Below are 25,213 nucleotides of genomic sequence, written 5' to 3'. Positions count from 1 at the left end.
GATCTTGTCTGAACTAATACACATAGTTACCGATTAGCCCCGTTATTTAACGGGGCTTTTTTGTGTCAATATTTTTTCTATTTGCACTTTATAGTTGCATAGAGCTGATAACATTGGTTTTTACTACCAGTACTTTTCATCCCCCATGATTGGTTATACCAATCGAAGTCTCCGTAGGCGCTTTCATCCTCTCCGCAGGTAATTGTGCTTCCAGAAATTTCTTGATTGTGACCACGCTCTTCACAAAATTGATTTCCATTCGTAGAACCCACAAAAAACAGCTCTAAGCGCCCATTTATCCAAACCTGTGGTGCGTAATAGGTTGTTGCAGTATTTACCAATATACCTTGTTGCTGTTCCATATTTATTTCTGCGCGCTCAAAGGATACTTTTTCATTTTCTTTTAGCGTTATTGTGCTTGCTGAAAGCGTAGTATCTGCAAATACATTAAGTGATACTGAACTTAAAGTAAGTAGAGCAAGAGTGAATGTCTTCATTATCTTTTCCTTTAGTTGAATGTAGAATTACACAAAACATCTTTATTCAATGTGTCTATTAAGCTTGGTAAATATAAGTTTCAACAAGGTTAAGCTTTTATTAAAGTTTAAAATAAGCACTGCATGCCTTTGCATTTTTTACACTATGAAAAAAATTTGAGTTCTACTTTATTCACTAGTTTTAGGGGGCTGGTGGTGTTATTTTGACGTCAATGAAAATTAAATCTCACGCAATGAATTTAATTTTTAATGTATTAAGGCATCTTTTATGAACAAAACAGTGGAAAAAACAATGAAAAAAGTAGGATTAGTCGGTTGGCGTGGCATGGTAGGCTCCGTGTTATTAGAACGTATGCAGCAACAAAGTGATTTTGCCCATATCGACACTACCTTCTTCACCACCTCGCAAGCGGGTCAGTTAGGACCGGACATTGCAGGCGATGCAAAACCATTGCTTGATGCAAGTGACATTAGCGAACTTGCTAAAATGGATATTATTGTTACTTGCCAAGGCGGCGATTACACCAATTCCGTATATCCAAAACTTAGAGAATCTGGTTGGGATGGCTACTGGATTGATGCCGCTTCAGCACTTCGAATGAGTGACGATAGCATTATAGTGCTGGATCCTGTAAACAAAGATGTTATTGAACAAGGCTTAGCGCAAGGCGTTAAAACGTTTGTGGGCGGTAACTGTACAGTATCGCTAATGCTACTTGCATTAGGTGGTTTATTTGAGCAAGACCTAATTGAATGGGTAAGCCCAATGACTTACCAAGCGGCGTCGGGCGCCGGTGCACGAAATATGAAAGAGCTTATTGCACAAATGGGCGCTATTCATGCAAGTGTCGCAGATAAACTAGATAACCCAAGCTCTGCTATTTTAGAAATTGATAAGATAGTAAGCGAAAAAATGGCTTCAAGTGATTTGCCACAAGACCAGTTTGGTGTGCCATTAGCAGGCAGTTTAATTCCGTGGATTGACGTACCTATGCCAAGCGGTCAGTCTAAAGAAGAATGGAAAGCGCAGGTTGAAGCCAATAAAATTTTAGGCTCTTCTAAGCAACCAGTGCCAATTGATGGTTTATGTGTACGTATTGGTGCAATGCGCTGTCATAGCCAAGCAATGACCATTAAACTACGTGAAGATATTAGCGTAGACAAAATTGAAGAAATTTTAGCCTCGCATAATGAATGGGTTAAAGTTATTCCAAATGAGCGCGAAATTAGCGCTACTGACTTAACCCCAGTTAAAGTAACGGGGACATTAAGTATTCCTGTTGGCCGTATTCGTAAATTAGCCATGGGCCCTAAATACATAAGCGCGTTTACAGTGGGAGATCAGCTCTTATGGGGCGCCGCAGAGCCATTGCGCCGCATGTTACGCATTATTATTGATGATGAGTAAACATTGTTAGTAAATTTTATTTTTCAGGGTTAGCAATTTGCTAACCCTTTTTATTTAACCTGCTTTACCAGTTTATAAATCGGGCTTTATAAACTGGTACATCATTTGCTGTAATTCCCATGTTAACCAGCTAACTACAACAAACCTTATAGAATACGTATTTTACTCGCATTATATGTACTGCTATCACAAAATTGCGTAGTTTTTACATGTTTAAAATACTGCTTTGTAGGTGGAAATAAAGGAAATTACAATGCGTTCATTTTTAAATTCATTACACCGTAAATGGTTCAGCTTTCTTGTCGTAATTGTATTACTGCTAATTACCCTCAGAATAGCTGCGCCTTATGCAGTGCAGCAGTATGTAAATTACCAGCTAAAACATACGCAAGGTATTACGGGACATATAGGTGATGTAGATTTGTTTTTATATCGTGGCGCTTATGCCATTGACGATGTAGAAATTTACGCTACTAACGCAACCACAGCACCTAGACCTTTACTTGCGGTAGAAACACTTGATTTTTCACTTGCATGGTCGGCGCTTTTAAAAGGGAATCTGGTAACAAATATGGCTTTTATGCGCCCCGAAATTGTTATTTATGATAAAAACCCAAACGCAGCAGAGCAAAATCAACGTGTAAAAGATGAAACAACTTGGATCGGACTCGCCAACGATTTAGTGTTGTTCTCAATCGATACCTTAACTATTGAACAAGGTAAGTTGTCCCTAGTTAATGCAACTAGTCAGGGTGAAAAACCCACTTTTATATCAAATATTAATGCCAGAATTGAAAACATAACGAATGCGCAAAACCTATCAAAAACACTTGTGACTACTCTAAACGTAGAAGGTGCGTTAATGGGGGAGGCGGCATTAAGGTTTAATGGCAAATTAGACCCTTTTAGCAAGCACGCTAATTTTGATTTTAATGCAGAGGTACAGCGCTTTTCAGTTAAAAATTTAGACACTGTATTTAAAGTGTATACACCGTTTGATATTGAAGCAGGGGGTATTGATGGCGCTATGGAACTTGTGGCTAAAGACAATAACTTAAATGGTTATGTAAAAGCGGGCGTTCAAAACTTGCGTGTTTTTTCGTGGCGCGAAGATATAGAAAAAGATGACGACGGCATATTTACTGCCATATTTGAAGGCAGTGTTGATTTACTCGGCTCTATACTCGAAAACGATGAATCTAAACTTGTTGCTGCACGCATTCCTATTGAAGGTCAACTAGATAATACGGATGTTTCGACTTTCCAAGCTGTTATTTCTGTACTAAAAAACGCATTTTTTGATGCGTTTAAAATGACAGTAGATAACATCATTTCTTTTGAAGATACGGATAACAAATCTAATAACGAGGAAAATTAAAGCATTTTGGGAATGCATGTTTTAGTTGAATGCCTAAGCTGCACCCACTTTTTAAACTTTAAGTGGGTGCTTTAGTACTCTTATCAGATTAGTTTTTGCGGTTACTCAATAGCGCTTTAAGCTCAGCAATTTGGGATTGTAGTTCGTTTACTTGTCCTTGCGTTGCAGGTAATGAGCTGTCGTCTGCGAGCTCTTCTCGCGCTTTTCGGTGCTCCTCGCTCATAACTTCTAAAATGGCACCTACCATCATATTTAAAAATACAAATGCGGTTAAAAATATAAATGTAAGGTAGTAAATCCAGCTTAATTCGTACACCGCCATTGTTTCGTACATTATGTCGGTCCAATCTTCAAATGTTGCTACCCTAAACAAGGTAAGCATTGATATTGAGACGTCTTGCCAAAGTACGGGGTTTATTTCAGCAAACATCATGCTGCCCATAGCGGCGTAAATATAAAAAATAACAAACATTAATAAAGCGATATAACCCATTTGCGGAATAGCTTTAAGCAGAGAGTTAACCAATAAGCGCAGCTCTGGGATCATCGAAACCAATCGCAGTACTCTAAATATGCGCAGTAATCGTGCAATTAGCATCGTAGAACCTGCTGCAGGGTATAAGCTACCTAGTACTATAATTGTATCGAATATATTCCATCCCTTAGAAAAGAAGTCTTTTATACCTTTACTTGCAATAAAGCGGATTATTAGTTCAATTAAAAAGAATGCGGTAATGCCAACGTCCATCCAATTTAGAGCAAGCTCTACCGTTGGATGCAGTGAGTAAGTGTGCGCACCTACTGTCAGGGCAGAAACAATAATTACAGCTATAACAAATGATTGAAATATCTTGCTTTTGTCTATACGCTGAAACAACTTTTGTAACTGCGACATCATAATAATGGGTCCTGTGAGTATTAAGGTTTAATGGCGCTAATATACAATAATATTGTAATAATTTAACGCTTTTTCGATATCGAAAGTGTAAGGAAATTTAATGTTTATCAATAAACTAAAAAACAGCGCATTACTTATTATCGGATTTTGTATTTTGGCTGGTTGCAGCTCTGATGCACGTTTTCACGAAGTTCAATCTGCACGTCTTGATGAGTGCAACTATAAAGCGGATAAAGAATATTACGAATGCTTAAATAAACAGGACTCTAATTACGAAGAGTTTAAAAAGCAGCAGCAAGCCCAGACTAAATAAGTAGCGCTAGTACATTTATGACTAAAACTCAAAAACAACGCGATAAGCAAATTCGCTCAGTATTGACTATTGCGTGTGAAACAATAAAAGAAACCGTATTTGGCTTTCACTATTTAACGCATTCAGTGGATTTAAATAACGAAACAAACACGTTAAAAGTGCAGTGCTTTTTTAATGATGATATAGCTCTTGAAAGTGCAAAACCCCAGCTTGACGAATTAAAAGATATTATACTAAATCAGCTAGCAAGTATTAAACTGAATATTAAACCAGCACATATCTTATTTTTCGCCAATTAATAGTGGTTTAGTTGGTTTGACAGCACAGTGATGTTTATAATTACATAAATTACTTTAAAGGTTTCAATTATGGCCGTTCCTACGCGTTCGCAAATTTCACCAGGCATAACAGTAAATATTGTATTAAAAGAAGATCAACGCAGCGGTACATTAACCGAAGGTGTTGTTGAGCGTCTTTTAACAAAATCACCTAATCACCCGCACGGTATTAAAGTACGTTTAGAAGATGGTCAAGTTGGCCGAGTAAAAGAGATTTTATAATGGCAGCGTTAACAGAACAGGCTTTTTGGGAATTAGTAACCACGCCTGATTTAGGGCTCGATCCGCAAAGTGTGAGCGATAACCTAAAAACTAAACTTAATGATTTAAGCGATCAACACCTTATTGATTTTGATAAGCACTTTGGCATACATATGCGCAAATGCTTTACCTGGGATTTGTTTGGCGCTGCCTTTGTGATGGCTGGGTGTAATGACGATTACGGTTTTAGCGAGTTTAGATGTTGGTTAATTTCTCGCGGTAAAACAGTATTTGAAAACGCCTTAGAAAATGCTGACTCGATAGCGCAGTGTACACCTGTTTATTATTTAAACGAGCAGCCTTACCCGTATATTGATGAGTATGATTTAATAGCCGGTTTATTATTTGAAGAACGCAGCGAAGACGAATTGCCGTTTATTCCATCAGGCAGCGATGAACCCAAAGGTAAACGTTTTAAAGACAAACCTAAGTTTTTAAAGCAAAGCTACCCTTTATTATTTGCAAAGTACTGGCAATAAAATAAACAGTAATTTTTGTACTACTTAAACAATTTAATGAGTCCAATGTCTCCTTACAGGTAAGTGCATTGATATAAATCGTTTTGTTGTTTAAGTACGTATTAACTAAAGTACTTAACAGCAAAACGGTTTGTAATGCAGTATCTAGGAGGAATCTTTGTGGATTTAAACGTATTCAATCTAGAGGGATTTAATCGCGGCACGAGGTGTGTAACCTAGTGAGCTCGGTAATTGCTTCTGCGTTACCTTACTGGCTTACACATGTAAGAATAAGTAATAGTCGAGCAAAGCTTCCGCTAGCTGCTCACGCCTTGGTTCCTGAATACGACCTCTCTCCTTTTATAGTAAATCTCTGTTATAGTTGTTAAAAGTTATAAAAGCTAAGTGATTAGGCATTTTGCTATTATTTAACACGCTGACTCACGAGGATACACCCACGAAATGAAATATTTAACACTCGCTTTATTAACTGTCGCTTTTACAAGTGCAAATGCTTTTTCTGAGCCGAGTAATAAAACACGATTTATACCGCTTTTAAAGTCAAAATTGGGAGCCTACGAAGTTGTGTCGGCTAATTCTGGATTATGTGTTAATAGTAATTTGAGTTTGACAGATGAAAGTGATGCAAGTGCGGGTTTTAAACTAGGTAAGCAAATTATATTTGGATCGCTCCACAATGGTACCCGAACCATTAAAAAACCAAACTTTTGTTTTATAACCAGCACACTTAAATATAAAAGTGATGGCCTTGAAAACGGTTTAAGAATGAGCCGTTGTGAAGATGCAATAAACGAAAAAACAATTAGCCAAAGTATCCGATTTTTAGCTGATAACACACTAAGGTACACATTGAGCAAACCCAGTGTAGAGTGCACATTTAAAAAAGCAGATGAAAGTAAACAAAGTATCTAGTAAGTAGTAAGTAGTAAATCATTCGCAGTATATTTTAGGGATATCGCGCCAACGCGTGGTGTACTGCGGCGACAAAAAATCACGGTTCATGTGCCACCGGTCATTTAATTTACTACTAGCTAAACTAAGCATTCCTTTCCCATACCGTGTATTTATAGCATCTAGGCAACTCATTAATTGTGGGTTGTCAGTACGTTGGTTAAACAAATCACTTTGTTGAAATTGCTGTGACGTAAGTTCTAAAGCGCCTACACCACACTTGTAAAACCTAACTGCAGGTTGGTATATTTGATCAAATACCTCAGATACAGCATTAGCCATCACGCAGGTGTCGTTAGTGGGTGAGGGGAACTTATACACAAACGACTTTTTATAATATCTATTTTCGTGCGCGCCACTGGCTGCAAAAATATAAAGTTGGTGAGTGAGCGAACGTTGCGCTCTTAGTTTATTAGCCACTGTGGTTACATGGTTAATTAGCGCCGTTTTAAGGGCTGTTGGCTCACATATGCGCTCTCCAAAACTACGGGTCGAATAAATTTCCCGCTTGTCTTGTCGTACATCATCCCAGTTTAAACATGTTATCCCGTTAAGTTCGCTTACAGTACGTTCAACAACCACACTAAATGCACGGCGCATTGCTTTAGGGTTTTGCTGAGCAAGATCCCAGGCGGTGTGTATATTCATTATTTTAAGCTTTTTAGCTAGTCGCCGGCCTATTCCCCATACATCTTCGCAGCTCATTCTTTGTAAAATAGCTTGGCGAGTTTGTTCGCTATTTATGACTGCTACACCATTAAAACCACTGAGTTTTTTAGCGGCGTGGTTAGCGGCTTTTGCTAAAGTAGGGGTTGGGCCAAAACCTACACCTACAGGAAGCTTCGTTTCGCGCCACACTGTGCGCCTTATTGTATGGCCGTATTCGTGCCAGTCTTTAATTAATGATGTGTAGCCATTAAAGTGCAAAAACGATTCATCAATACTGTATATGTGTTGTGTATCGCAAAAGCGGCCAATAATATTCATCATCTTGTCGCTTAAATCAGCATAAAGCTCGTAATTGCTAGAACGAATAACAACGTTGTTTTGCTCAAGTAAATGTTTAACTTTAAAGTACGGGCCAAATTTAGGAATATTTAAGCGCCGAGCAATAGGGCAAATAGCGCATACACAGCCATCGTTATTAGTAAGTACAACCACGGGTTTGGATCGAATAGCAGGGTCGAATACTTTTTCTGCACTGGCATAAAATGACACAGCATCAACTAAGGCATACATTTTAGTAACTCTGGGCTTTGCCTGTGCATTCTTATTGATAGCGTTACTACGCCTTCTAGCTGAAACTCGTCTGCAGAGGTGAGTTGTACAGGCTTATGTAAAGAGGAAGCTGAAAGCAGCCGCGCATTGGTTTTATCAAGCAGTTTGCATACAAAAAGACCATTTAAGTTAGCAACAATAACGTCACCATTTTTTACCGGCTCTGCACGGTCGATAACTAATAAGTCACCTTCAAAAATTCCGACTTCTTGCATAGAGTTACCCGATGCAATACCAATAAACGTAGCATCTGGATGCTTTATTAAAAGCTCATCAAGGGTTACACCTAGCTCGGTGTACTGCGCTGCGGGTGATTCAAAACCACACACGCCTGCTTCTATATAAATGGGAATGACAAACATAACACAACCTAAAACGCATACACTGTATAAGTGTACAGTATATGCGTTTTGTGTAAGTTATGCCAAGAATGTATGGCTGATCAATCCATGTTTTTGATCATTTGTTGTGCGGTATCTAAAAAGTCTTTGATTTGTTGAGGGTTTAAGTTTTTACACATTTGATTATTTATTTTTTGCTCTGAGGCTAATAACTTATCAAAAAGAACTTTACCTTGCTCTGTGAGCGATAAAATAAAGCAGCGTTTATCGTGCTCACTCGCCTGTTTATTAATTAAATTTAAGCTAATAAGATCTTTAATTAAACGTGCTATTTGCGCTTTATCGCGCTGCGTTTTAGTAACAATATCGTTAGCCGTACAGTTATTTACGTTCGCGATAATATGTATGCAGCGTACGTGCATAGCATTAATACCCAGTTCGCCTGCGTTAATTGCTTCACGAATTGTTACACGGTAATTTTGCATTAATTCAAACAGCGTATTTGATAAAGGTGTATTCATAGAACTCTCAATATAGTTGACAAAGTCAATTAACTTGTTATAGTTGATTTTATCAACCAATGGGGCGTTGTGCAATGCCTGCTTTTTATAGCAGGTTGGTATTAAAGTCTAAGTTTTGTAAAACGAGGTAATACATGAGTAAACAAGTTCGCAAAGCCAACGTATTAAGTACAGAGCAAATCACACCGCATTTACAGCGCATTGTTGTAGGCTCTGAAGATTTTAACGACTTAACCTCACAGTACATTGGTAACTATGTAAAAGTACTATTTCCAAAAGATGGTGAAGTAGATTTTAACTTAAAAACAGCCTGTATGCGATCATACACAATAAGGCATGTAGATGCACAAACAGGCGCGCTAACACTTGATTTTGTTATAAATATGCACCAAGGCCCTGCAACTGACTGGGCTAAAATTGCAAAAGTAGGCGACGAGTTAGGTATTGCAGGTCCTGGCCCTAAAAAGCTAGATAATTATGCGCATTCGCATTATGTATTGCTCGGCGATTTAACATCGGTAAATGCAATAAAAGGGTATGTGCAGCAATTACCTTTAATTTCAAAAATTGATGCCTTTGTACATGTACCCACCGAAAAAGATATTATTGATTTAGAAACAAGCCGCGATGTTAATTGGCTTGTTACCGACAACGCTGACGAGGCGCTACTTAGCGCGCTTCAAAATTTGCACATTACAGCAGAGCCTCCCATTGTATTTATGGCATTGGAAGCTGGGCTTGTTCGTAAAGCAAAAGCACTGCTAACAGAGCAATTTAATATACCACGCGGTAATATTTTTTCCTCAGGGTATTGGAAAAAAGGCGTGGATTCAGAAGGCTATAAAAAGCTGCGCCAACGTGATGCACAGCTTGCCTGAATACCTTAGAGCAAAATAACATATACCTATTTTGTTCTAATACCACTGCGTAACTTGAATTGACCTAATAGCAGACCCATTTAAGTGTTTTATGCTAATGATGTAATCCATTATTAGCATGCATTTTTAGGAGCTGCTATTTTGTTAAATTCCATTCCTTTTTCGTTATTAGAACTTGCCCCCATGATCAAAGGGGACAGCGTTACTAACACTCTTCATAAAAGTACTAAATACGCTCAACGTGCTGATGAGCTTGGCTTTAACCGTTTTTGGCTTGCTGAGCATCATAATATGCCAGGTATAATTTGTGCGGCCACTTCAATTTTGGTTGGTCACATTGCAGGTAATACCAAAAAGATACGCGTTGGATCGGGCGGTATTATGCTGCCAAACCACTCCCCATTAGTTGTTGCTGAACAATTTGGTACATTAGAGAGCTTATATCCAGGGCGAATAGATTTAGGACTCGGGCGCGCACCAGGTAGCGACCCTGTAACGAGTCGTGCATTAAACAACGATATGAGCCGTGCAGAAAACTTCCCAGGTGAAGTAACTGAACTGCAAACATTGTTAGGTCCTTACAATGGTACACACCCTGTACGTGCTATACCGGGGGAGGACACAAACGTGCCTATTTGGTTATTAGGCTCGAGTTTATTTAGCGCGCAACTAGCGGCGCAAAAAGGGTTACCGTATGTATTTGCAGGACATTTTGCACCGCGCTTCGTGCACGATGCAATAGCGCTGTATAAGCGCGAATTTAAAGCATCAAGCGTACTTGATAAGCCATACGTAATGCTTGCACTGCCTTTAGTGGCTGCAGATACCGACGATGAAGCGCAATACTTGTCGACTACTTCTAAGCAACGTGTACTCGAACTTATACGCGGTAATGAGCTGTGGCTAAAACCACCTGTTGAAAGCATGGACGGGTTATGGAGCGAACAAGAACGCGCTCATGTAGAGAACTTTTTAAGCCTAAGCGTAGTAGGAGGACATGTAAGTATTAAACACAAATTAGAGATGATAGCGAAACAGCTAGAAGTAGATGAGTTTATATTTACCAATGATGTATTCGATAGTGAAAAACGCCACCGTGCACTCGAAATTTTAATGGAAATAAAACACTAATATATAGTTAGTTAAGCAAGCGTACATTCTGGGCTTGTTAACATACAGACATCATCAAAAGTTAAATTAGTTTACTCATTTTATTAACTTTCAGTGATGTCTGTATTTGTTATTTAAATATTCAAAGTAAATTTGATTGCTATTTTTAGTACATATTTTGTTTTATATACCGTTCTGTTTTTTCAATCGAACTGATTTAAACAATCAATTTTAAGATATCACTTTTGTTTTTTATAATGTAGCTATTAAACCAGACATCATAAAATTAAAGGCAGGTACACCGTGAACTCTCTAAACACCGCAACAGCTAATTCAGTTAACAAAACAGCGCAACCAAAAGTTGCACTGGTTGCTGAAGGTGGCGGGCAGCGAGGGATCTTCACAGCGGGCGTACTTGATGCGTGGTTAGAGCAAAGCTATGACCCTTTTGATTTATTCATTGGTACTTCAGCGGGTTCGCAAAACTTAACTAGCTACTTAGCGCGTCAAAAAGGCTACGCTAAACGCCTGATCAGAGGGCTTTCGCGTAATAAGCGTTTTTTTCAGCTTGGTCGTGGATTAGTGGGTAAACACATAGTTGATTTAGATTGGTACTTTGACAAAACCACTGAAGTAAACAGAGCTATAGATTTCAAAACAGCGAAAACGAGTTTAGGTGAGCGTGAACTACTTATAACAGCTACAAATGCAAGAGACAGAAAAGCTTATTACTTATCGCCAAATGGTGATAGTGGTCAATGGCGTGATTTGTTAAAGGCTTCTAGCGCACTGCCGTTTTTATACAAACAAGGTGTAAAGTTAACACCTTGGTTAAATGCAAAAGCGGCTAACGAAATACACCTTGCTGAAGAGCAAGCACAGAGCGACTTTTATCTAGACGGCGGTTTAGCAGCACCACTACCCGTGCGTGAAGCTTACAACCGAGGCGCTCGTAAAATTGTGGTAATAAGAACAGTTGATGCTAATTTTCAAGCGCAATCTGCATGGGTGCAAAAGCTAAGAACATTTGCTATTGCATCAGGTTATTGTCCAAAAACATTGGACTACTTAATACAGCACGAAAAAGCGTATTTAGATGAGCTTGAGTTTATTGCAAATCCACCAAGTGATGTGGAAATAATACAAATTTTTGCAGACGAAAAATTGCATAGCAAATTATTAGGTAGTTCAAATAACGATTTGCGTTTTGATCATAAATTAGGCTTAGCTGCAGGTCGATCTTATTTAGCGCAGCAAAGCCAATTTGAGATCAGCAATACGCATAACTACTCACAAAGCGAGTATCGTTACAATTAAGCCAATCGGATACCCAAATCATGAATAATACTGGAACTTGAAGTTGCGGTATTATTCATTCCAAAATTTTTAAATTGAAATATTAAAAATAACTTAAGTTGATGAAAGCAATATGCTTGTTTCACTATTTAAAATACCGTCAATTTCGCGTACTTGCCTTAACACTCCATCAAACTCACTTAAATTTGCAGCTTGAAGCTCTGCAACTAAATCCCATGCACCATTGGTGGTGTGTAATTTTATAAGCTCGGGTATTCCGCGCATTGTTTTAATTACTTGTGAGGTAGATTTACCAACGACTTCTATCATCATAATTGCGCGCACGGCTTCTGTTTCTATGTGTTCGTGAACGCGTACAGTAAACCCTAATATTGCGCCTGAGCTAACTAATCTGTCTAACCTATTTTGCACTGTCCCGCGTGATACATTTAAAGAACTGGCTAAAGCTGAAATAGAAGCGCGGCCGTCTTTTCGTAATTCAGCTATTAAAGCATTATCAAGAGAGTCATAAATATAGGGAGTCATAAATCAAACCTTTAAAAGAAGTTACTGACCAAAATACATAAATTGTATATAACTGCATAGCAAAATGATAAAAACTAGTACTATTTGTGTAATTAATTACCATATTAAATAGCACGTAGCCTCGCTAAACTTGTTTTAAATTAACTAATACATTTATTCAAGAGGTTTCAGCATGAGTCATTTTATAGCACAGCCAAAACAAGGCGTTCCATTTGTTAGCGTTCAGGCAATGGCTAAGCTTATAAATAGCTTAGGGGTCGAAAACGTTTTGCTAGATCTAACACATAAATTAGAAACCGACTTTGCCCGTTGGACGGAGTTTGATAAGTCACCTCGCTATGCAGCACACTCACCAGAGGGTGTAATAGAGCTAATGCCAGTGAGTGATGGCCAAATGTTCAGCTGTAAATATGTAAATGGTCACCCAAAAAACACCTTTAGAGAACTTCAAACAGTCGCTGCATTTGGTATTTTAGCCGATGTAGATAGTGGCTATCCGGTTATGATAAGCGAAATGTGTTTACTAACAGCACTACGTACAGCCGCAACTTCTGCAATGGTAGCTAAATATTTAGCACCTAAAAACTCAACAACCCTTACTTTAATAGGCAATGGCGCTCAATCAGAGTTTCAGGCACTCGCTTTTAAAGCGGTACTAGGTATTACGCATATTCGTTTATACGATATAGATAAAAGCGCCTCTAAAAAAGCATTTGCTAATTTAAGTGCATGCGGATTAAACGTGGCTATTTGTAATAGTGTACAAGAGGCAGTAAAAGGGGCTGATATTATCACTACCTGTACTGCTGATAAAACTAACGCTACTATTTTAACAAACGACATGATCCCACAAGGTGTGCACATTAATGCCATAGGTGGTGATTGCCCAGGTAAAACAGAGTTAGATGCTAGATTGCTTGAGCGTGCTAATGTATTTGTTGAGTACGAGCCGCAAACTCGAATAGAGGGCGAAATTCAACAAATGAGTCCAAGCTTTACAGTAACTGAGTTTCATAACGTTATTAATAAGCAGTCGCTTGGGCGTACTAGCCAAGATGAATTAACCATTTTTGACGGCGTTGGCTTTGCGAGCGAAGACTTTACCGCACTGGTATTTATACGCGATGAGTTAATTAAAACGGGCGAGTTTGCTTTGCTTGATTTAATTACACAACAAGCGGACCCTCGTAATTTATTTTCAGTGCTTAGTGATCAACCATTAGTAAAAGCGCATGTGGCATGAGCGAAGTAAACCAAGCCCCCAGAGCTGTAGTGATGGTAAGACCGCATCACTTTACATCTAACCCACACACAATGCTCGATAACGCATTTCAAAGTGAATGTTTAGCACAAAATCAAAGTGAACAAGCATTTAAAGAAGTGACTAATGCCGTACAAATATTAAAAAATGAAGGGGTAACAGTTCACCTTTTTGAAGATGAGCAAACACACACTCCCGATTCAGTTTTTCCTAACAATTGGTTTTCAACTCATCAAAGTGGCCAATTAATAATCTATCCAATGTTTGTAGAAAACAGAAGGTTAGAATATCGAAAAGATATTATTGATTTTTTAACGGATCACTATAAAGTGTCTTCAGTGACTGATTATTCATTTTTATCGAAAGAAAATTCATTTCTTGAAGGCACTGGTTCACTGGTTATCGATCATCAAAATAAACTCGCTTACGCGGTAGAATCAAAAAGAACTACCAAGTCGGTGGTTAATACAATATGTGAGCAATTAAAACTATCACCCATAGTGTTTAACGCATATGACGAGCAAGGAACTGCGGTTTATCACACTAATGTTTTAATGTGTATTGCTACAAAATTTGTAATGATCAGTTTAAATATGGTGCCAATTAATCAACGTGCACAGTTAGCTAAACATTTTTTGAAAAGCCATCATCAAGTTATCGATTTAACGCTTGAGCAAATTAATAACTTTTGTGGCAATGCTATTGAGCTACAGGGTAAAAATGGTCGTATTTTAGCCTTATCGCAAACTGCGTTTAATGCACTTACACCGGCACAAATAACAGTTATACAAAAAACGGCTAAGCTTGTGCCATTACCTATACCTACTATTGAGTCGGCTGGTGGCTCAGTTAGGTGCATGATTGCAGGAGTTCATTTGCAAAATAAATAATGTATAGTTTTAAGGCAGCTTAGCTGCCTTATTTGCATTAAATTTTTAGTCGATGTCGCAAGCAAATGCCGTTATACCCAAAAAAGGGTATTAATATAAAAAATATAAGAAGGAATTAGCAATGTTCGATACCGTCGTCAAAAGCGTAAACAACCTTTTATGGGGAGAAGGGCAAGTACTTATTTATATACTTTTGTTTACAGGGGTATGGTTTTCAGTACGACTAAAAGCAATTCAAATACTTAAATTTAAACATATGTTTAGTCTTTTAAAAGGCAGTAGCAAATGTAAAAAAGACGATATTTCATCATTTCAAGCGTTGTGTACAGGGCTTTGCGCACGAGTAGGTACCGGTAATTTAGCTGGTGTAGCGGTTGCAATTTCACTTGGTGGCAGCGGCGCTATATTTTGGATGTGGGTAATAGCCATATTGGGCATGGCTACAGGCTTTGCCGAAAGCGTACTTGGGCAAGTATATAAAGTACGCGATAGTGGTGGCGAGTTTAGAGGCGGGCCTGCGTATTATATTCAACAAGGTTTGGGTAGCCGAGCGTTTGCAATTGTGTTTGCCGCATGTTTATTTTTAGGTTACGGATTTACGTTTAGCGCAATGCAAACTAACACAATTACCGACGCACTTAACTACGCGTTTGAAGTTCCTACATTTTATTCAGGCCTAGTTATTACCGTATTAGCGGGCTCAATTATACTCGGTGGCTTTAAAGCAATTGCCCGATTTGCAGAGCGTGTTGTGCCAATAATGGGCATTGTGTTTGTACTTGCGGCGGTAATTATTACGATTATAAATTTCACGCAAGTACCCGCCATGCTTAAAGATATATTTTTATCAGCGTTTGGTTTACAAGAAGCAGGCGCCGGTGCAATGGGCGCTGCCATTAAAAACGGTATTCAACGTGGTTTATATTCTAATGAGGCCGGTGCAGGTAGTGTTCCGCATGCTTCAGCAAGTGCCAGCCCAATACCTAATCACCCTGTAACGCAAGGTTACATACAAATGCTAGGCGTATTTTTCGATACAATAGTACTGTGTAGCTGTACCGCGGTGATCATTTTATTAGCCGATATAGATATTAGCGGCGAAATGGAAGGCATTCGTTTAACACAAAGCGCGATGACCGCTCACTTAGCACAAGGTGGTGTTTACTTTGTAGCAGCCGCTATAACCTTATTTGCTTTTACATCGGTGGTGGCAAACTACGCCTATGCAGAGAGTAACTTGCATTTATTTAAACTCGACAACAAAGTAGGGCGCGGCATTTACACTTTGCTTTATTTATCAATGATGTTGTGGGGCGCGTCGGCCACATTAAAAGAAGTCTGGGATTTAGCCGATATTGCCTTAGGGTTAATGACAGTGGTTAACGTTATCGCTATTATACTGTTAACGCCGACTATTTTGTCTGTCACGAGCGATTACCACGCACAAAGAGACAAAGGTCTAGAGCCCGAATTTAAAGTAAAAGATGTAAAAGTACAGGGTAAATGCGAAGACGGCATTTGGGATTAATTCACGTACTTTAAGCACACTTAACTATAAAAAGCGGTTTTATGGCAACATGAAATCGCTTTTTGTTTTGCATAAGTATTCACTTTCAGTGTTGTAAAAAAACTATAGCAACCAAAATAAAAGGCACAATTTTTTAGATGATCGAGATTCACGCAGGGAAAACAGCGGCTAAAATTATTAACGAACAGGGCTTTAAACCTGAACTTTTCACCTCTTTTTTAGGTGCAAGTGGCGGTCCTAAATGGTTTACATTATTTGGCTTAGATAAATATATTTTTGGTGAATTTTTTAAAAACCGTACCCAACCACTTAATTTAATTGGCTCGTCTGCTGGCGCTTTTCGCTCTGCGTGTTTTGCACAAAACGATCCCGTTGCTGCCATTGAGCGCTTAGCAAAATCGTATTCGCAAACCCGATACTCAAGTAATAAACCTACACCAAATGAAATAACAATAAAAGCGCGCGCATTACTTGAAGATGTTTTTGGCGATAACGGTGTAACCGAAATTATAAATAACCCAATATTTAAAGCGCACTTTATAGTAGCAAAATCGAATGGCTTTATCGCCAGCGAAAATAAATTAATACAGTTAATGGGTTTATCAAAAAGTTACATGCTTAACCGCGTTAACCGAAAATTATTAGGCTCGCAGTATGAGCGTTTTATATTTGGACCAGCAACAAGTGACTTATCAATTACCGACAGCTACAATTTTAAAACGCAAAACATAGCACTTACTCAAAATAATTTAAAAGATGCATTACTTGCATCGGGTTCAATACCACTTGTTATGCAAGGCATAAAAAATATTGCAGGCTCGCCGCAAGGTATATATCGCGATGGCGGAATAATTGACTACCACTTTGATTTAAAAATTAATAACCCAGGCTTAATTTTATATCCGCATTTTAATTCAGAGCCAAAAGCAGGGTGGTTCGATAAAAATTTAAAACGCAAAGTATCACCACTTAATTACGATAACGTTGTGATGATTACTCCATCAAAAGAATTTGTAGCCGGCTTACCCTACGGAAAAATTCCAGACAGAAACGACTTTACCGATCTTGATGCAGATACCCGAATTAAATATTGGAATACTGTTTTTAGTGAAACTGAAAAGTTAGCCGAGGCGTTTGAAGAGAGTTTATTTAAATTAAAAAAATAAAAGCTATTATTTAATTAGACAATTATATTTAATAGCTTTTTTTATTTATATCTTACACTCCTTCGTATTTAGATTAATTAGCTAAAAATTTAGAGATTGAATTGATTGTCTTATAAGGTCTTGCTTTATATAAAATTCAAAGCCTAGCTGAGTTTTGACAGTAAATTTTAAATAATCTGATGTTTGATAATCATCTAAAAGAATAGCAGTTTTTCCTAAATGAAAGTTTAAACGTTCACCAGAATCAATTTCATTTTTTATATATTGACCTGTGAATGAATCATTTAAAAAAAATATATTTTTCTCAATACCATTATCTCTAACTGTAAGGAATATACTAGAGAGATAAACTTTCATAAATGAATGATTAGCTACTCCTATATTTAGCGCAATTTTCCCTGTTTTACTTTGAATGCCAACCCCAATACTAAGTTTTAAATGAGGGTATGTAAGTTTATTATTTAGAAAAACCAAACTGAAAAGTGCAGCTAATAAGGTAAAAGTAGTAACTAGAGGTTCAAACTCAAAGTCTTTATTGCCACCTATATTGCTTGAGATTAGCCAAATAACTGAAAAAATTAGAGCTATTGAATTTATAGATACAGCAACTAGAAATCTTATATTACTTTTTTTGAAATCAATCAAATTGAGGTATTTAATTCTTAAAGCTTTAAGAAAAGAATTAATATTATAATGCATTAATGTAATTACCTTTATGCTAAATTCACTCGAATATATCCAAAGTTAATGATGACTTATTAAAATTTTAGAACTCTACACTTTAAATTATGCTAGATAGCTCAATACTATACTTATGGACCAATTTTACAGCAGTTGGTTAAAGTGTCTATAGTATGTTTACGTGATAGATGGACTTTGCAGCAAACGAGAGTTAGGACGTTTAGTATTAAAATAATTTAGTAGTATTTTAATAACCCATAAATTACGTTATGTTAAATTGTATGGACTTTAATAAAGCGAGCGTGATTATACAAACCAGCTCGCTTTTAGGAGAGTAATTTGGGGGTTAATTAAGCTCTGAATCAACCCAAAACTTAGTACCTTTTAATACAGCTTGTAGTGCAAGGCCATTTTCGGTTACAGAATATACAGTAACTTGATCTGCAATCGCTTCGGCAACCAGTGCACCGCCTTTATCTTCATATTTAGCTGCTGCATCAGCGTTTCCGCCAAACGCCCAACCGTGTTCAATAAATCTATTTAGTGCAGCTTGGTTATGAAAAACCATTACAACGTTAAAATCTTTTACACCTAAACCAAGCCCTAAACCGGCTTCGCCCATATTCATGTAAGTTGATTTACCTGTAAGGTTATTTTTAACCACGCCGTAACCACCGCCAAAGCTAGCAAGCACTACATTTACATTCGCGTTATCGAATACAGCATAACCAGCAGAGTTAGCAATTTGTTTTTTAACATCAGGTTTTTCAGCGTATAATTTATCTAATGTGTTTGCTTTCATACTTTGTACAAGTGAACGTTTTTCGCTTGGTGATGCACTACCTGTAGTAGCGCACCCAGTTAACGCAACTGTTAAAGCAAGTACGCTTAGTATAATTAGTTTTTTCATAATGTTTTCCTTAATAAGATTATAGCAACCAACAACCATAGAAAAATCACGGTATTAAAATAATTAGAACTTTACTATGTCCAATACTAGACAGTATCGGACTTTAACGTTATTCTGTAAGTCTATTATTTAATTGAATATTTATAAATTATGCTTGTTGCTTTGGTTGATACGTTAAAACAATTAAGATATCAAATTGCCCATCTAGATGACGGTACTCTAAATTCGGAATACCCAGAACTTGCATCCTTTATACAGGAAATTGGCTTGACTGTAACTGAATCAAAAGCCGATCTGACATTCTTGTATCAGTTTTTATATGTTTATGGCCGCAAGTCAGAAGCCACTTATAGTCGTTTTCGAAATGAGCTTGAACGCTTTTATTTATGGTCGTGGTTAATAGCAGAAAAATCAGTATTCGATTTAAAACGTGAAGATATTGAAGCTTACGTTGATTTTATGGTTGAACCCGATAAAGCATGGGCTGCAACTTCAGTGCAATGGCGTTATAAAGATGAACAAGGAATTCGCCGATTAAACCAAAACTGGCGCCCTTTTATGCTAAAAGAATCAACTGCCAGCCAACAAACTTTATCGTCTATGTTTACTGCCTTAAATGTATTTTATAAGTTTGCCCTACTAGAAGAAAAAACATTTGCTAACTTTGTCCCTGTTGTTAAAAAAAATAGTCCGTACTTAGTTGTTCAATCACAAATTCAAATTCCAGACACATTAAGCGATATTCAATGGGAATACGTTTTTGGTGTAACGCGTGATTTATGCGAACATAACCCTGATTTAGAGCGAAACTTATTTACGCTTGCCTGCTTAAAAGGTCTTTATTTACGAATTTCAGAATTATCTGAGCGCCCACAATGGTCGCCGGTGATGTCTCATTTTTGGCAAGATAATGATGGTTTTTGGTTTTTACGTATAATGGGAAAAGGTAATAAATTACGAGATGTAACCTTAAGCGATGATTTTGTTGAATATTTAAAACGTTATAGACTATACAGAGGTTTACCTGCCCTTCCCCGTGTTGATGAATCTGAGCCGTTAGTTCATAAAATTCGCGGTCAAGGTGGCATGACAGTAAGGCAAATTAGGCGTTTAGTTCAACAAAGTTTTGATTATGCTCAGCAATCATTACTTGATGATGGTTTTAAAGATGACGCTGAACAACTTGGCGCTGCAACTGCACATTGGCTTCGTCATACTGGTGCTACACATGATGCGCAAACCAGACCGCTTAAACATTTATCAGAAGATTTAGGCCATTCTAAAATTGCGACTACCGATCAAATTTATATTCAAACAAATATTAAAGAGCGAGCAAAATCAGGACTTAAAAGGAAAATTTAATGGAGTATTTAGTAATAGCATTTATAGGCGGACTATTTTTAATTTATTCTTTAACACTTCGCCAGTTAGAAAAAACAGAAGTAACAGGCCCAATGTTTTTTGTTGTTGGCGGAATATGTTTAGCTTCAATGCTACCCAACGAAGGGGATAAAATAAAAGAAGGCGTTGATCTTTTATTACCATTTATAGAGCTTACGCTAAGTATATTTTTATTTTCAGATGCAGCTAAATCAAAGCTAAGTGTATTAAGGCATAGTTTTCAGTATCCTAGTTTACTGTTGTTTGTTGCCCTACCCTTAACTTTGTTACTTGGTATTGCTGTTGCTTTATTTTTCTTTGCTGAGCTTTCACTTATTCAAGCAGCGTTGCTTGCTATTATTTTAACACCTACCGATGCGGCATTAAGTAAAGGGTTACTAGCAAGTACACAAGTGCCTGAAAAAATACGCGAAGGAATAAATACTGAAAGTGGTTTGAACGATGGATTATGTGTGCCCATATTTTTAATATTTATATTACTCGCTAAAAATCCGGATTCAGCTATTACCGCAACACAAACATTAAGTGTGTTTGGCCGAGAGCTTGGCTTGGCTTTATTAATAGCTATTACAAGTATTATTGTTTTTATACCGAGTTTAAACTTTGCAATGAAACGTCATTACTTTGCGCAAAATACCAGTCCGTTTTTATTACTCGGTTTTGCTATGGCTGTTTTTTCTGTCACTCAGTATTTTCATGGCAGTGGATTTATTGCGGTGTTTATTGCCGGTTTATTATTTGATAAATTTTCGACTGAAGAAGTTAGAACAGAATTAATTGAAGACTCAGAGCACATCGCAGATTTTACATCGCTAATGATTTGGTGCTTGTTTGGGTTTGTTTGTGCTTACTTAGTTATTCCGAAATTAAATACTGAAATTATAATTTACGCTTTGTTAAGTACAACATTGATTAGAATAATTCCAGTTATGTTGTCATTGCAGTTTACGGCATTGAATATTAAAGAGCGCTTTACATTTGCGTGGTTTGGACCAAGAGGATTAGCATCAATTGTTTTTACATTGATGGTGATTGATACGCAAATAGAAAACAAATATCAAATAGCGACAATAGCAATGACGACTATTTTGTTTAGTGTATTTATACACGGTATAAGTACAAAGCCAATTGCAGACAGTTTCGCTAAAAAATCTAAATAGCTTTTATAAAAATTAGTGAATTTTTTGCCGAGGTATCAAGGCGTTTTTCCAGCCTCAAAAACGATCATTTAATTAAGCGAATGGGTATTAATAAAAAAAGGCGTAACTTATTTTTAAGTTACGCCTTTTTTTAACTTTTATTAGCTAAGTACCTGTGCGAGTAATTCAATTGGGTGTTTTGGTTTAAATTTCTCAAAACGTTTAACTTGGCTACGACAAGAAAAGCCCGTAGATAAAAGTTGCTCTGGTTTATTTTTATCTACAATTGGTTTCCAGCTCATTTCGTAAAGCGTACGCGAGTTATCTTGATTTTGTGCTTCGTGGCCATAAGTTCCCGCCATTCCACAACAACCTGTATTTGTTGTTTTTAATGTTAAACCAATATCATTGAAAATTGTTTGCCAAACATTTGCCGCTTTTGGCAGCGCAGTTGTTTCAGTACAATGACTCAGTAATGTAAATTCGGTATCTGTATTTTGCTTTGCGCTTAGTGATTTGAACGATTGTGTTTCGAGCCATTCATGGGCAAGTTGCACATTAAATTGACCACGGTTATTTTCTAAAATTGTATTATATTCATCGCGGTAGCACATAACGAGTGACGCATCTAAACCGACTAGCGGTGCATTAATATCATTTAATTTATTTAAAAACTCAGCTGCATTTTTAGCTGTAACTTTAAATTCATGCAAAAAACCTTTTACGTGTTGCGGTTTACCATTTGGTTTAAAAGGTAATAGCATTGGTTTTTTGCCAAGTTGGGTTATTAAAGTAATAAAACTTTCTACTAGTTCTGCTTCGTAAAAGCTCGTAAATGGGTCTTGTACTATTAATACATATTCACTTTGTTGCTCTGCATTTAATTTATTTAATAAATCAAAATCAAATTTTTGTGTTTTAGTAATACGCTTTGAAAGTGCAGGAATACTTAACTGTGGTGTATCAACATAACCAACTGTTTTTTTAATAACATTGCTTACTAATGATGTTTTAACAATTGGGTTTATAACTTTTGCAAACTTTGCCATTAATGGCGCGCTGTTTTCTATGTTACCAACGAGGTAATCTTTTACCGGACGCGCATAATAACTATGATAATAATTTAAAAAGCGCGAACGAAAAGTAGGAACATCTACTTTAATTGGGCAGGCAGTTGTACATGCTTTACACGCTAAACATTCATCCATTGACGCTTTTACTTCGTGAGAAAAGTCGTAAATACCTTTTCGTTTTTCGCGGCTGTGAACGAAACGTTCCCACCAGGTGATTACTTCACCTTTGTTAAGCTGCTTTTCTACTTCGAGTAAATCTACATTTTTTGACTCTTGTAATCGAAGCCATTCGCGCATTAAACTTGCGCGACCTTTTGGTGAATTACGACGATCGCCGGTTACTTTATACGATGGACACATAGGTGAATTTTCATCGTAATTAAAGCATATGCCATTACCATTACAGATCATTGCATTGTTAAAACTGGTTTTAACTTCTATTGATATTTGCTTATCGAAGTGCGATCTCTTTTGTCCATCAACACTAACTAGTGAGTCTTCACTATCGATAGGAGTGCATATTTTACCGGGGTTAATGCGATTGTTAGGATCGAAAGCTGTTTTTATTTTTCGAAGTTGCGTATATAAATGCTCACCAAAAAATTCAGGGCTATATTCACTTCGGTAACCTTTACCGTGTTCGCCCCACATTAAACCGCCGTACTTAGCGGTTAGTTTTACTACCTGATCTGAAATAGTTCTAAGTAGTTTTTCTTGTTCTGGGTCGCACATATCAAGTGCTGGGCGTACATGTAAAACCCCCGCATCAACATGGCCAAACATACCATACTGTAAATTGTGGCTGTCGAGTAATGCTCTAAATTCGACAATATAATCTGCTAAGTTTTCAGGCGGTACAGCGGTGTCTTCTGCAAAGGCGAGTGGTTTTTGACTGCCTTTTACATTACCTAATAAACCCACAGACTTTTTACGCATTGCGTAAATTTTTAGTATATCGCTTTTATCACTGGTTAACTGATAACCAATAACGCCATTAGTTTGATTTTTTACGCATTCGTCTAGAAGTTTACAAAGCGTGTCTACTTTGTCTTTTATATCATCGTTTGATACTGCATTAAACTCGACCATGTTAAGGCCTTGCATATCTTTATTTGGTACGTCGGTTATTAAGTCCGATACTAAATTCCAAATGATGTCTTCACGCGCTAAGTTTAAAACTTTGCTATCTACGGTTTCCACCGATGTTGCGCGTGCATCAACTAAAAACGGTGAATGACGAAGTGCTGAGTCAAAACTATCGTACTTGATATTTATAAGGGTTTTAAATTCAGCAATCGGTGTTAGGTTTAATTTAGCTTCAGTTACTATACCTAATGAGCCTTCTGAACCCGTTATTAAGCGGCTCATGTCAAAAGTAAGTAAGTCATCACTTAGCACATGCTCTAGGTCGTAGCCGGTTAAAAACCTATTTAACCGTGGAAACTTAGCTAAAATAGCTGCGCGTTCATTAACTGAAATATCTAAAACTGTTTTATATAAACTACCAATTAGAGAGTCTTGCTCGGCTATAATTTTTGCTTTGTCGATGTCTATTGGTGAGGTGCACATAGGCGTACCATCGACTAAATAAGTTGTAAGCCCTAAAACATGATCGCTTGTTTTTCCGTAAACTAACGAACCTTGCCCAGAGGCGTCAGTACTTATCATGCCACCAATAGTTGCCCTGTTACTAGTAGATAAATCGGGTGAGAAGAAAAAACCATAAGGTTTTAAAAAGTCATTAAGTTGATCTTTTATTACGCCAGTTTGAACGCGTACCCAGCCTTCTTCTACATTTATTTCGAGGATTTCGCGCATATAGCGAGACAAATCTACAACAATACCTGGTGTTAACGATTGACCGTTAGTACCTGTTCCGCCACCACGAGGGCCAAAAGTTAATGATAAAAATGGGTCGCGAGATGCAGTTTGCAGTGCGAGTTGAATATCTTTTTCATTTTTTGGAAAAATAACACCTTGGGGTATTTCCTGATACACACTGTTATCGGTTGAAGCAGTAATACGCGTTGCATAACTTGCATCGGTATCTCCACTAAAACCTTGGCTTGCAATGGTATTTAGGTAATTTGCGACAAGTTCTGTCGCGGCATCTTGCTGTGTAATTGTTGCTATCATGACGGCGATATCTTAGGGCATTTGACTAATTATATCATGGTGATGGCGAATAGAAATTGAAGATTTTACAGTTTGTAACACTCTTTTAGTCGATTTTAATGCAGCTTAAATTATACTCAAGTTAACGAGTAATAAGGTGTGTTATATGAAAAAATTACTATTACAGATCAGTGGCGTGCTATTTATTTTGCTAGGATTATTTTTTGCGGTTGTACCTAGGGCGTGTTGACCTTTGGTTGTTGAATTTGCAGCAGTATGTTTGGTTTTTAGGCAAGGCAGAGCCTATGTAGTGTGGTTACTCCCCATAAATAGGCGATAACGCAGCATAAATACCAAACATGCGCTGCCCAATGGGTTCTTTCTAGGGACGATTAACTCTTTGTTGCTCGATTCTTACTTAGCCCACTAGGTTACAAACCTCGCGCCGCGATTTAATCGCCCCTAGATTGAACAAATTTCAATCCACAAAGATCAACACGCCCTTAGCAAAAAAAATGGCATGCTATATAGCTTGCCAACAATAGGGGATATTCAG

The 25,213-nt window shown here is 37.4% G+C and carries 25 protein-coding genes; 16 read left to right on the top strand and 9 right to left on the bottom strand.

The window, feature by feature from the left end; translation table 11 throughout:
• Nucleotides 1-77: 77 nt before the first annotated feature.
• Nucleotides 78-497, bottom strand: a complete 420-nt coding sequence (locus tag DC53_RS06390; protein ID WP_007377594.1) for a hypothetical protein — start codon at nucleotides 495-497, stop codon at nucleotides 78-80.
• A 268-nt stretch (nucleotides 498-765) separates the two neighbouring features.
• On the opposite strand from DC53_RS06390, the gene asd reads away from it, so the two are divergent.
• Both asd and DC53_RS06400 read left to right on the top strand, forming a co-directional pair.
• Complete coding sequence (gene asd, locus DC53_RS06395; protein ID WP_008139027.1) at nucleotides 766-1,905, top strand: aspartate-semialdehyde dehydrogenase; 1,140 nt, start codon at nucleotides 766-768, stop codon at nucleotides 1,903-1,905.
• 253 nt (nucleotides 1,906-2,158) lie between these two features.
• Nucleotides 2,159-3,283, top strand: a complete 1,125-nt coding sequence (locus DC53_RS06400) for a DUF748 domain-containing protein (RefSeq protein WP_033030866.1) — start codon at nucleotides 2,159-2,161, stop codon at nucleotides 3,281-3,283.
• 88 nt (nucleotides 3,284-3,371) lie between these two features.
• On the opposite strand, the gene DC53_RS06405 is transcribed toward DC53_RS06400, so the two are convergent.
• The gene (locus tag DC53_RS06405) at nucleotides 3,372-4,181 is read right to left on the bottom strand and encodes an ion transporter (RefSeq protein ID WP_007377591.1); all 810 of its coding nucleotides are present in this window, start codon (nucleotides 4,179-4,181) and stop codon (nucleotides 3,372-3,374) included.
• 100 nt (nucleotides 4,182-4,281) lie between these two features.
• Between DC53_RS06405 and DC53_RS06410 the strand changes: the two genes are divergently transcribed.
• The 5 genes from DC53_RS06410 to DC53_RS06430 all read left to right on the top strand — a co-directional run bounded on the left by DC53_RS06410 (nucleotide 4,282) and on the right by DC53_RS06430 (nucleotide 6,484).
• Complete coding sequence (locus tag DC53_RS06410; protein ID WP_007377590.1) at nucleotides 4,282-4,494, top strand: hypothetical protein; 213 nt, start codon at nucleotides 4,282-4,284, stop codon at nucleotides 4,492-4,494.
• Between the two features lie 17 nt (nucleotides 4,495-4,511).
• On the top strand, nucleotides 4,512-4,793 hold the full coding sequence (locus DC53_RS06415) for a hypothetical protein (protein WP_007377589.1): 282 nt from the start codon (nucleotides 4,512-4,514) through the stop codon (nucleotides 4,791-4,793).
• Nucleotides 4,794-4,862: 69 nt separating this feature from the next.
• Nucleotides 4,863-5,054: a YwbE family protein gene (locus DC53_RS06420; RefSeq protein WP_007377588.1), complete on the top strand. Its 192-nt coding sequence runs from the start codon at nucleotides 4,863-4,865 to the stop codon at nucleotides 5,052-5,054.
• Nucleotides 5,054-5,572 (top strand): DUF4240 domain-containing protein, encoded by a 519-nt coding sequence (locus tag DC53_RS06425; RefSeq protein WP_007377587.1) that lies wholly within the window; start codon nucleotides 5,054-5,056, stop codon nucleotides 5,570-5,572. Before DC53_RS06420 ends, DC53_RS06425 begins: the two co-directional genes overlap by 1 nt.
• Before the next feature lie 441 nt (nucleotides 5,573-6,013).
• The gene (locus tag DC53_RS06430) at nucleotides 6,014-6,484 is read left to right on the top strand and encodes a hypothetical protein (protein ID WP_033030864.1); all 471 of its coding nucleotides are present in this window, start codon (nucleotides 6,014-6,016) and stop codon (nucleotides 6,482-6,484) included.
• Between the two features lie 18 nt (nucleotides 6,485-6,502).
• On the opposite strand, the gene DC53_RS06435 is transcribed toward DC53_RS06430, so the two are convergent.
• The 3 genes from DC53_RS06435 to DC53_RS06445 all read right to left on the bottom strand — a co-directional run bounded on the left by DC53_RS06435 (nucleotide 6,503) and on the right by DC53_RS06445 (nucleotide 8,663).
• A complete protein-coding gene (locus DC53_RS06435; protein ID WP_008139018.1) occupies nucleotides 6,503-7,762 on the bottom strand; it encodes a Y-family DNA polymerase in 1,260 nt (419 codons plus the stop codon).
• Entirely contained in the window at nucleotides 7,750-8,163 is a 414-nt protein-coding gene (locus DC53_RS06440; protein ID WP_007377584.1) for a S24 family peptidase, read from the bottom strand. The genes DC53_RS06435 and DC53_RS06440 overlap by 13 nt, the downstream gene beginning before the upstream one ends.
• Nucleotides 8,164-8,243: 80 nt before the next feature.
• Entirely contained in the window at nucleotides 8,244-8,663 is a 420-nt protein-coding gene (locus DC53_RS06445; protein ID WP_007377583.1) for a MarR family winged helix-turn-helix transcriptional regulator, read from the bottom strand.
• A gap of 134 nt (nucleotides 8,664-8,797) precedes the next feature.
• Here DC53_RS06445 and DC53_RS06450 point away from each other — a divergent pair, with 134 nt between their 5' ends.
• From DC53_RS06450 to DC53_RS06460, 3 genes are all read left to right on the top strand, one after another.
• Nucleotides 8,798-9,541, top strand: coding sequence for a siderophore-interacting protein (locus DC53_RS06450; protein ID WP_007377582.1), 744 nt, complete (start codon nucleotides 8,798-8,800; stop codon nucleotides 9,539-9,541).
• A 141-nt stretch (nucleotides 9,542-9,682) separates the two neighbouring features.
• Nucleotides 9,683-10,672 (top strand): LLM class flavin-dependent oxidoreductase, encoded by a 990-nt coding sequence (locus DC53_RS06455; protein ID WP_033030862.1) that lies wholly within the window; start codon nucleotides 9,683-9,685, stop codon nucleotides 10,670-10,672.
• 282 nt (nucleotides 10,673-10,954) lie between these two features.
• Nucleotides 10,955-11,968, top strand: coding sequence for a patatin-like phospholipase family protein (locus DC53_RS06460; RefSeq protein WP_033030860.1), 1,014 nt, complete (start codon nucleotides 10,955-10,957; stop codon nucleotides 11,966-11,968).
• 93 nt (nucleotides 11,969-12,061) lie between these two features.
• On the opposite strand, the gene DC53_RS06465 is transcribed toward DC53_RS06460, so the two are convergent.
• Complete coding sequence (locus DC53_RS06465; RefSeq protein WP_033030858.1) at nucleotides 12,062-12,493, bottom strand: Lrp/AsnC family transcriptional regulator; 432 nt, start codon at nucleotides 12,491-12,493, stop codon at nucleotides 12,062-12,064.
• A 172-nt stretch (nucleotides 12,494-12,665) separates the two neighbouring features.
• Here DC53_RS06465 and ocd point away from each other — a divergent pair, with 172 nt between their 5' ends.
• The 4 genes from ocd to DC53_RS0120625 all read left to right on the top strand — a co-directional run bounded on the left by ocd (nucleotide 12,666) and on the right by DC53_RS0120625 (nucleotide 17,338).
• Entirely contained in the window at nucleotides 12,666-13,736 is a 1,071-nt protein-coding gene (gene ocd / locus DC53_RS06470) for an ornithine cyclodeaminase (protein WP_033030856.1), read from the top strand.
• A complete protein-coding gene (ctlX, locus tag DC53_RS06475) occupies nucleotides 13,733-14,644 on the top strand; it encodes a citrulline utilization hydrolase CtlX (protein ID WP_007377577.1) in 912 nt (303 codons plus the stop codon). The genes ocd and ctlX overlap by 4 nt, the downstream gene beginning before the upstream one ends.
• Before the next feature lie 121 nt (nucleotides 14,645-14,765).
• Nucleotides 14,766-16,172 carry an alanine/glycine:cation symporter family protein gene (locus DC53_RS06480; RefSeq protein WP_007377576.1) on the top strand — a complete coding sequence of 469 codons (1,407 nt, stop codon included), beginning with the start codon at nucleotides 14,766-14,768 and terminating at the stop codon, nucleotides 16,170-16,172.
• A 137-nt stretch (nucleotides 16,173-16,309) separates the two neighbouring features.
• Nucleotides 16,310-17,338, top strand: coding sequence for a patatin-like phospholipase family protein (locus DC53_RS0120625; RefSeq protein WP_033030854.1), 1,029 nt, complete (start codon nucleotides 16,310-16,312; stop codon nucleotides 17,336-17,338).
• A gap of 81 nt (nucleotides 17,339-17,419) precedes the next feature.
• On the opposite strand, the gene DC53_RS06485 is transcribed toward DC53_RS0120625, so the two are convergent.
• Together DC53_RS06485 and DC53_RS06490 are read right to left on the bottom strand one after the other, a co-directional pair.
• The gene (locus DC53_RS06485; protein ID WP_033030852.1) at nucleotides 17,420-18,037 is read right to left on the bottom strand and encodes a hypothetical protein; all 618 of its coding nucleotides are present in this window, start codon (nucleotides 18,035-18,037) and stop codon (nucleotides 17,420-17,422) included.
• 328 nt (nucleotides 18,038-18,365) lie between these two features.
• Complete coding sequence (locus DC53_RS06490) at nucleotides 18,366-18,929, bottom strand: lipid-binding SYLF domain-containing protein (protein ID WP_033030849.1); 564 nt, start codon at nucleotides 18,927-18,929, stop codon at nucleotides 18,366-18,368.
• Between the two features lie 150 nt (nucleotides 18,930-19,079).
• On the opposite strand from DC53_RS06490, the gene DC53_RS06495 reads away from it, so the two are divergent.
• Both DC53_RS06495 and DC53_RS06500 read left to right on the top strand, forming a co-directional pair.
• Nucleotides 19,080-20,291, top strand: coding sequence for a tyrosine-type recombinase/integrase (locus DC53_RS06495; RefSeq protein WP_033030847.1), 1,212 nt, complete (start codon nucleotides 19,080-19,082; stop codon nucleotides 20,289-20,291).
• The gene (locus DC53_RS06500) at nucleotides 20,291-21,490 is read left to right on the top strand and encodes a cation:proton antiporter (RefSeq protein ID WP_033030845.1); all 1,200 of its coding nucleotides are present in this window, start codon (nucleotides 20,291-20,293) and stop codon (nucleotides 21,488-21,490) included. The genes DC53_RS06495 and DC53_RS06500 overlap by 1 nt, the downstream gene beginning before the upstream one ends.
• A 140-nt stretch (nucleotides 21,491-21,630) precedes the next feature.
• On the opposite strand, the gene ydiJ is transcribed toward DC53_RS06500, so the two are convergent.
• Complete coding sequence (ydiJ, locus tag DC53_RS06505) at nucleotides 21,631-24,678, bottom strand: D-2-hydroxyglutarate dehydrogenase YdiJ (protein WP_033030843.1); 3,048 nt, start codon at nucleotides 24,676-24,678, stop codon at nucleotides 21,631-21,633.
• Between the last annotated feature and the right edge of the window lie 535 nt (nucleotides 24,679-25,213).

It is taken from the genome of Pseudoalteromonas fuliginea, from assembly GCF_000690055.1.
In the GTDB taxonomy this organism is placed as follows: domain Bacteria; phylum Pseudomonadota; class Gammaproteobacteria; order Enterobacterales; family Alteromonadaceae; genus Pseudoalteromonas; species Pseudoalteromonas fuliginea.
This window is presented reverse-complemented; position numbering and strand designations above follow the sequence as displayed.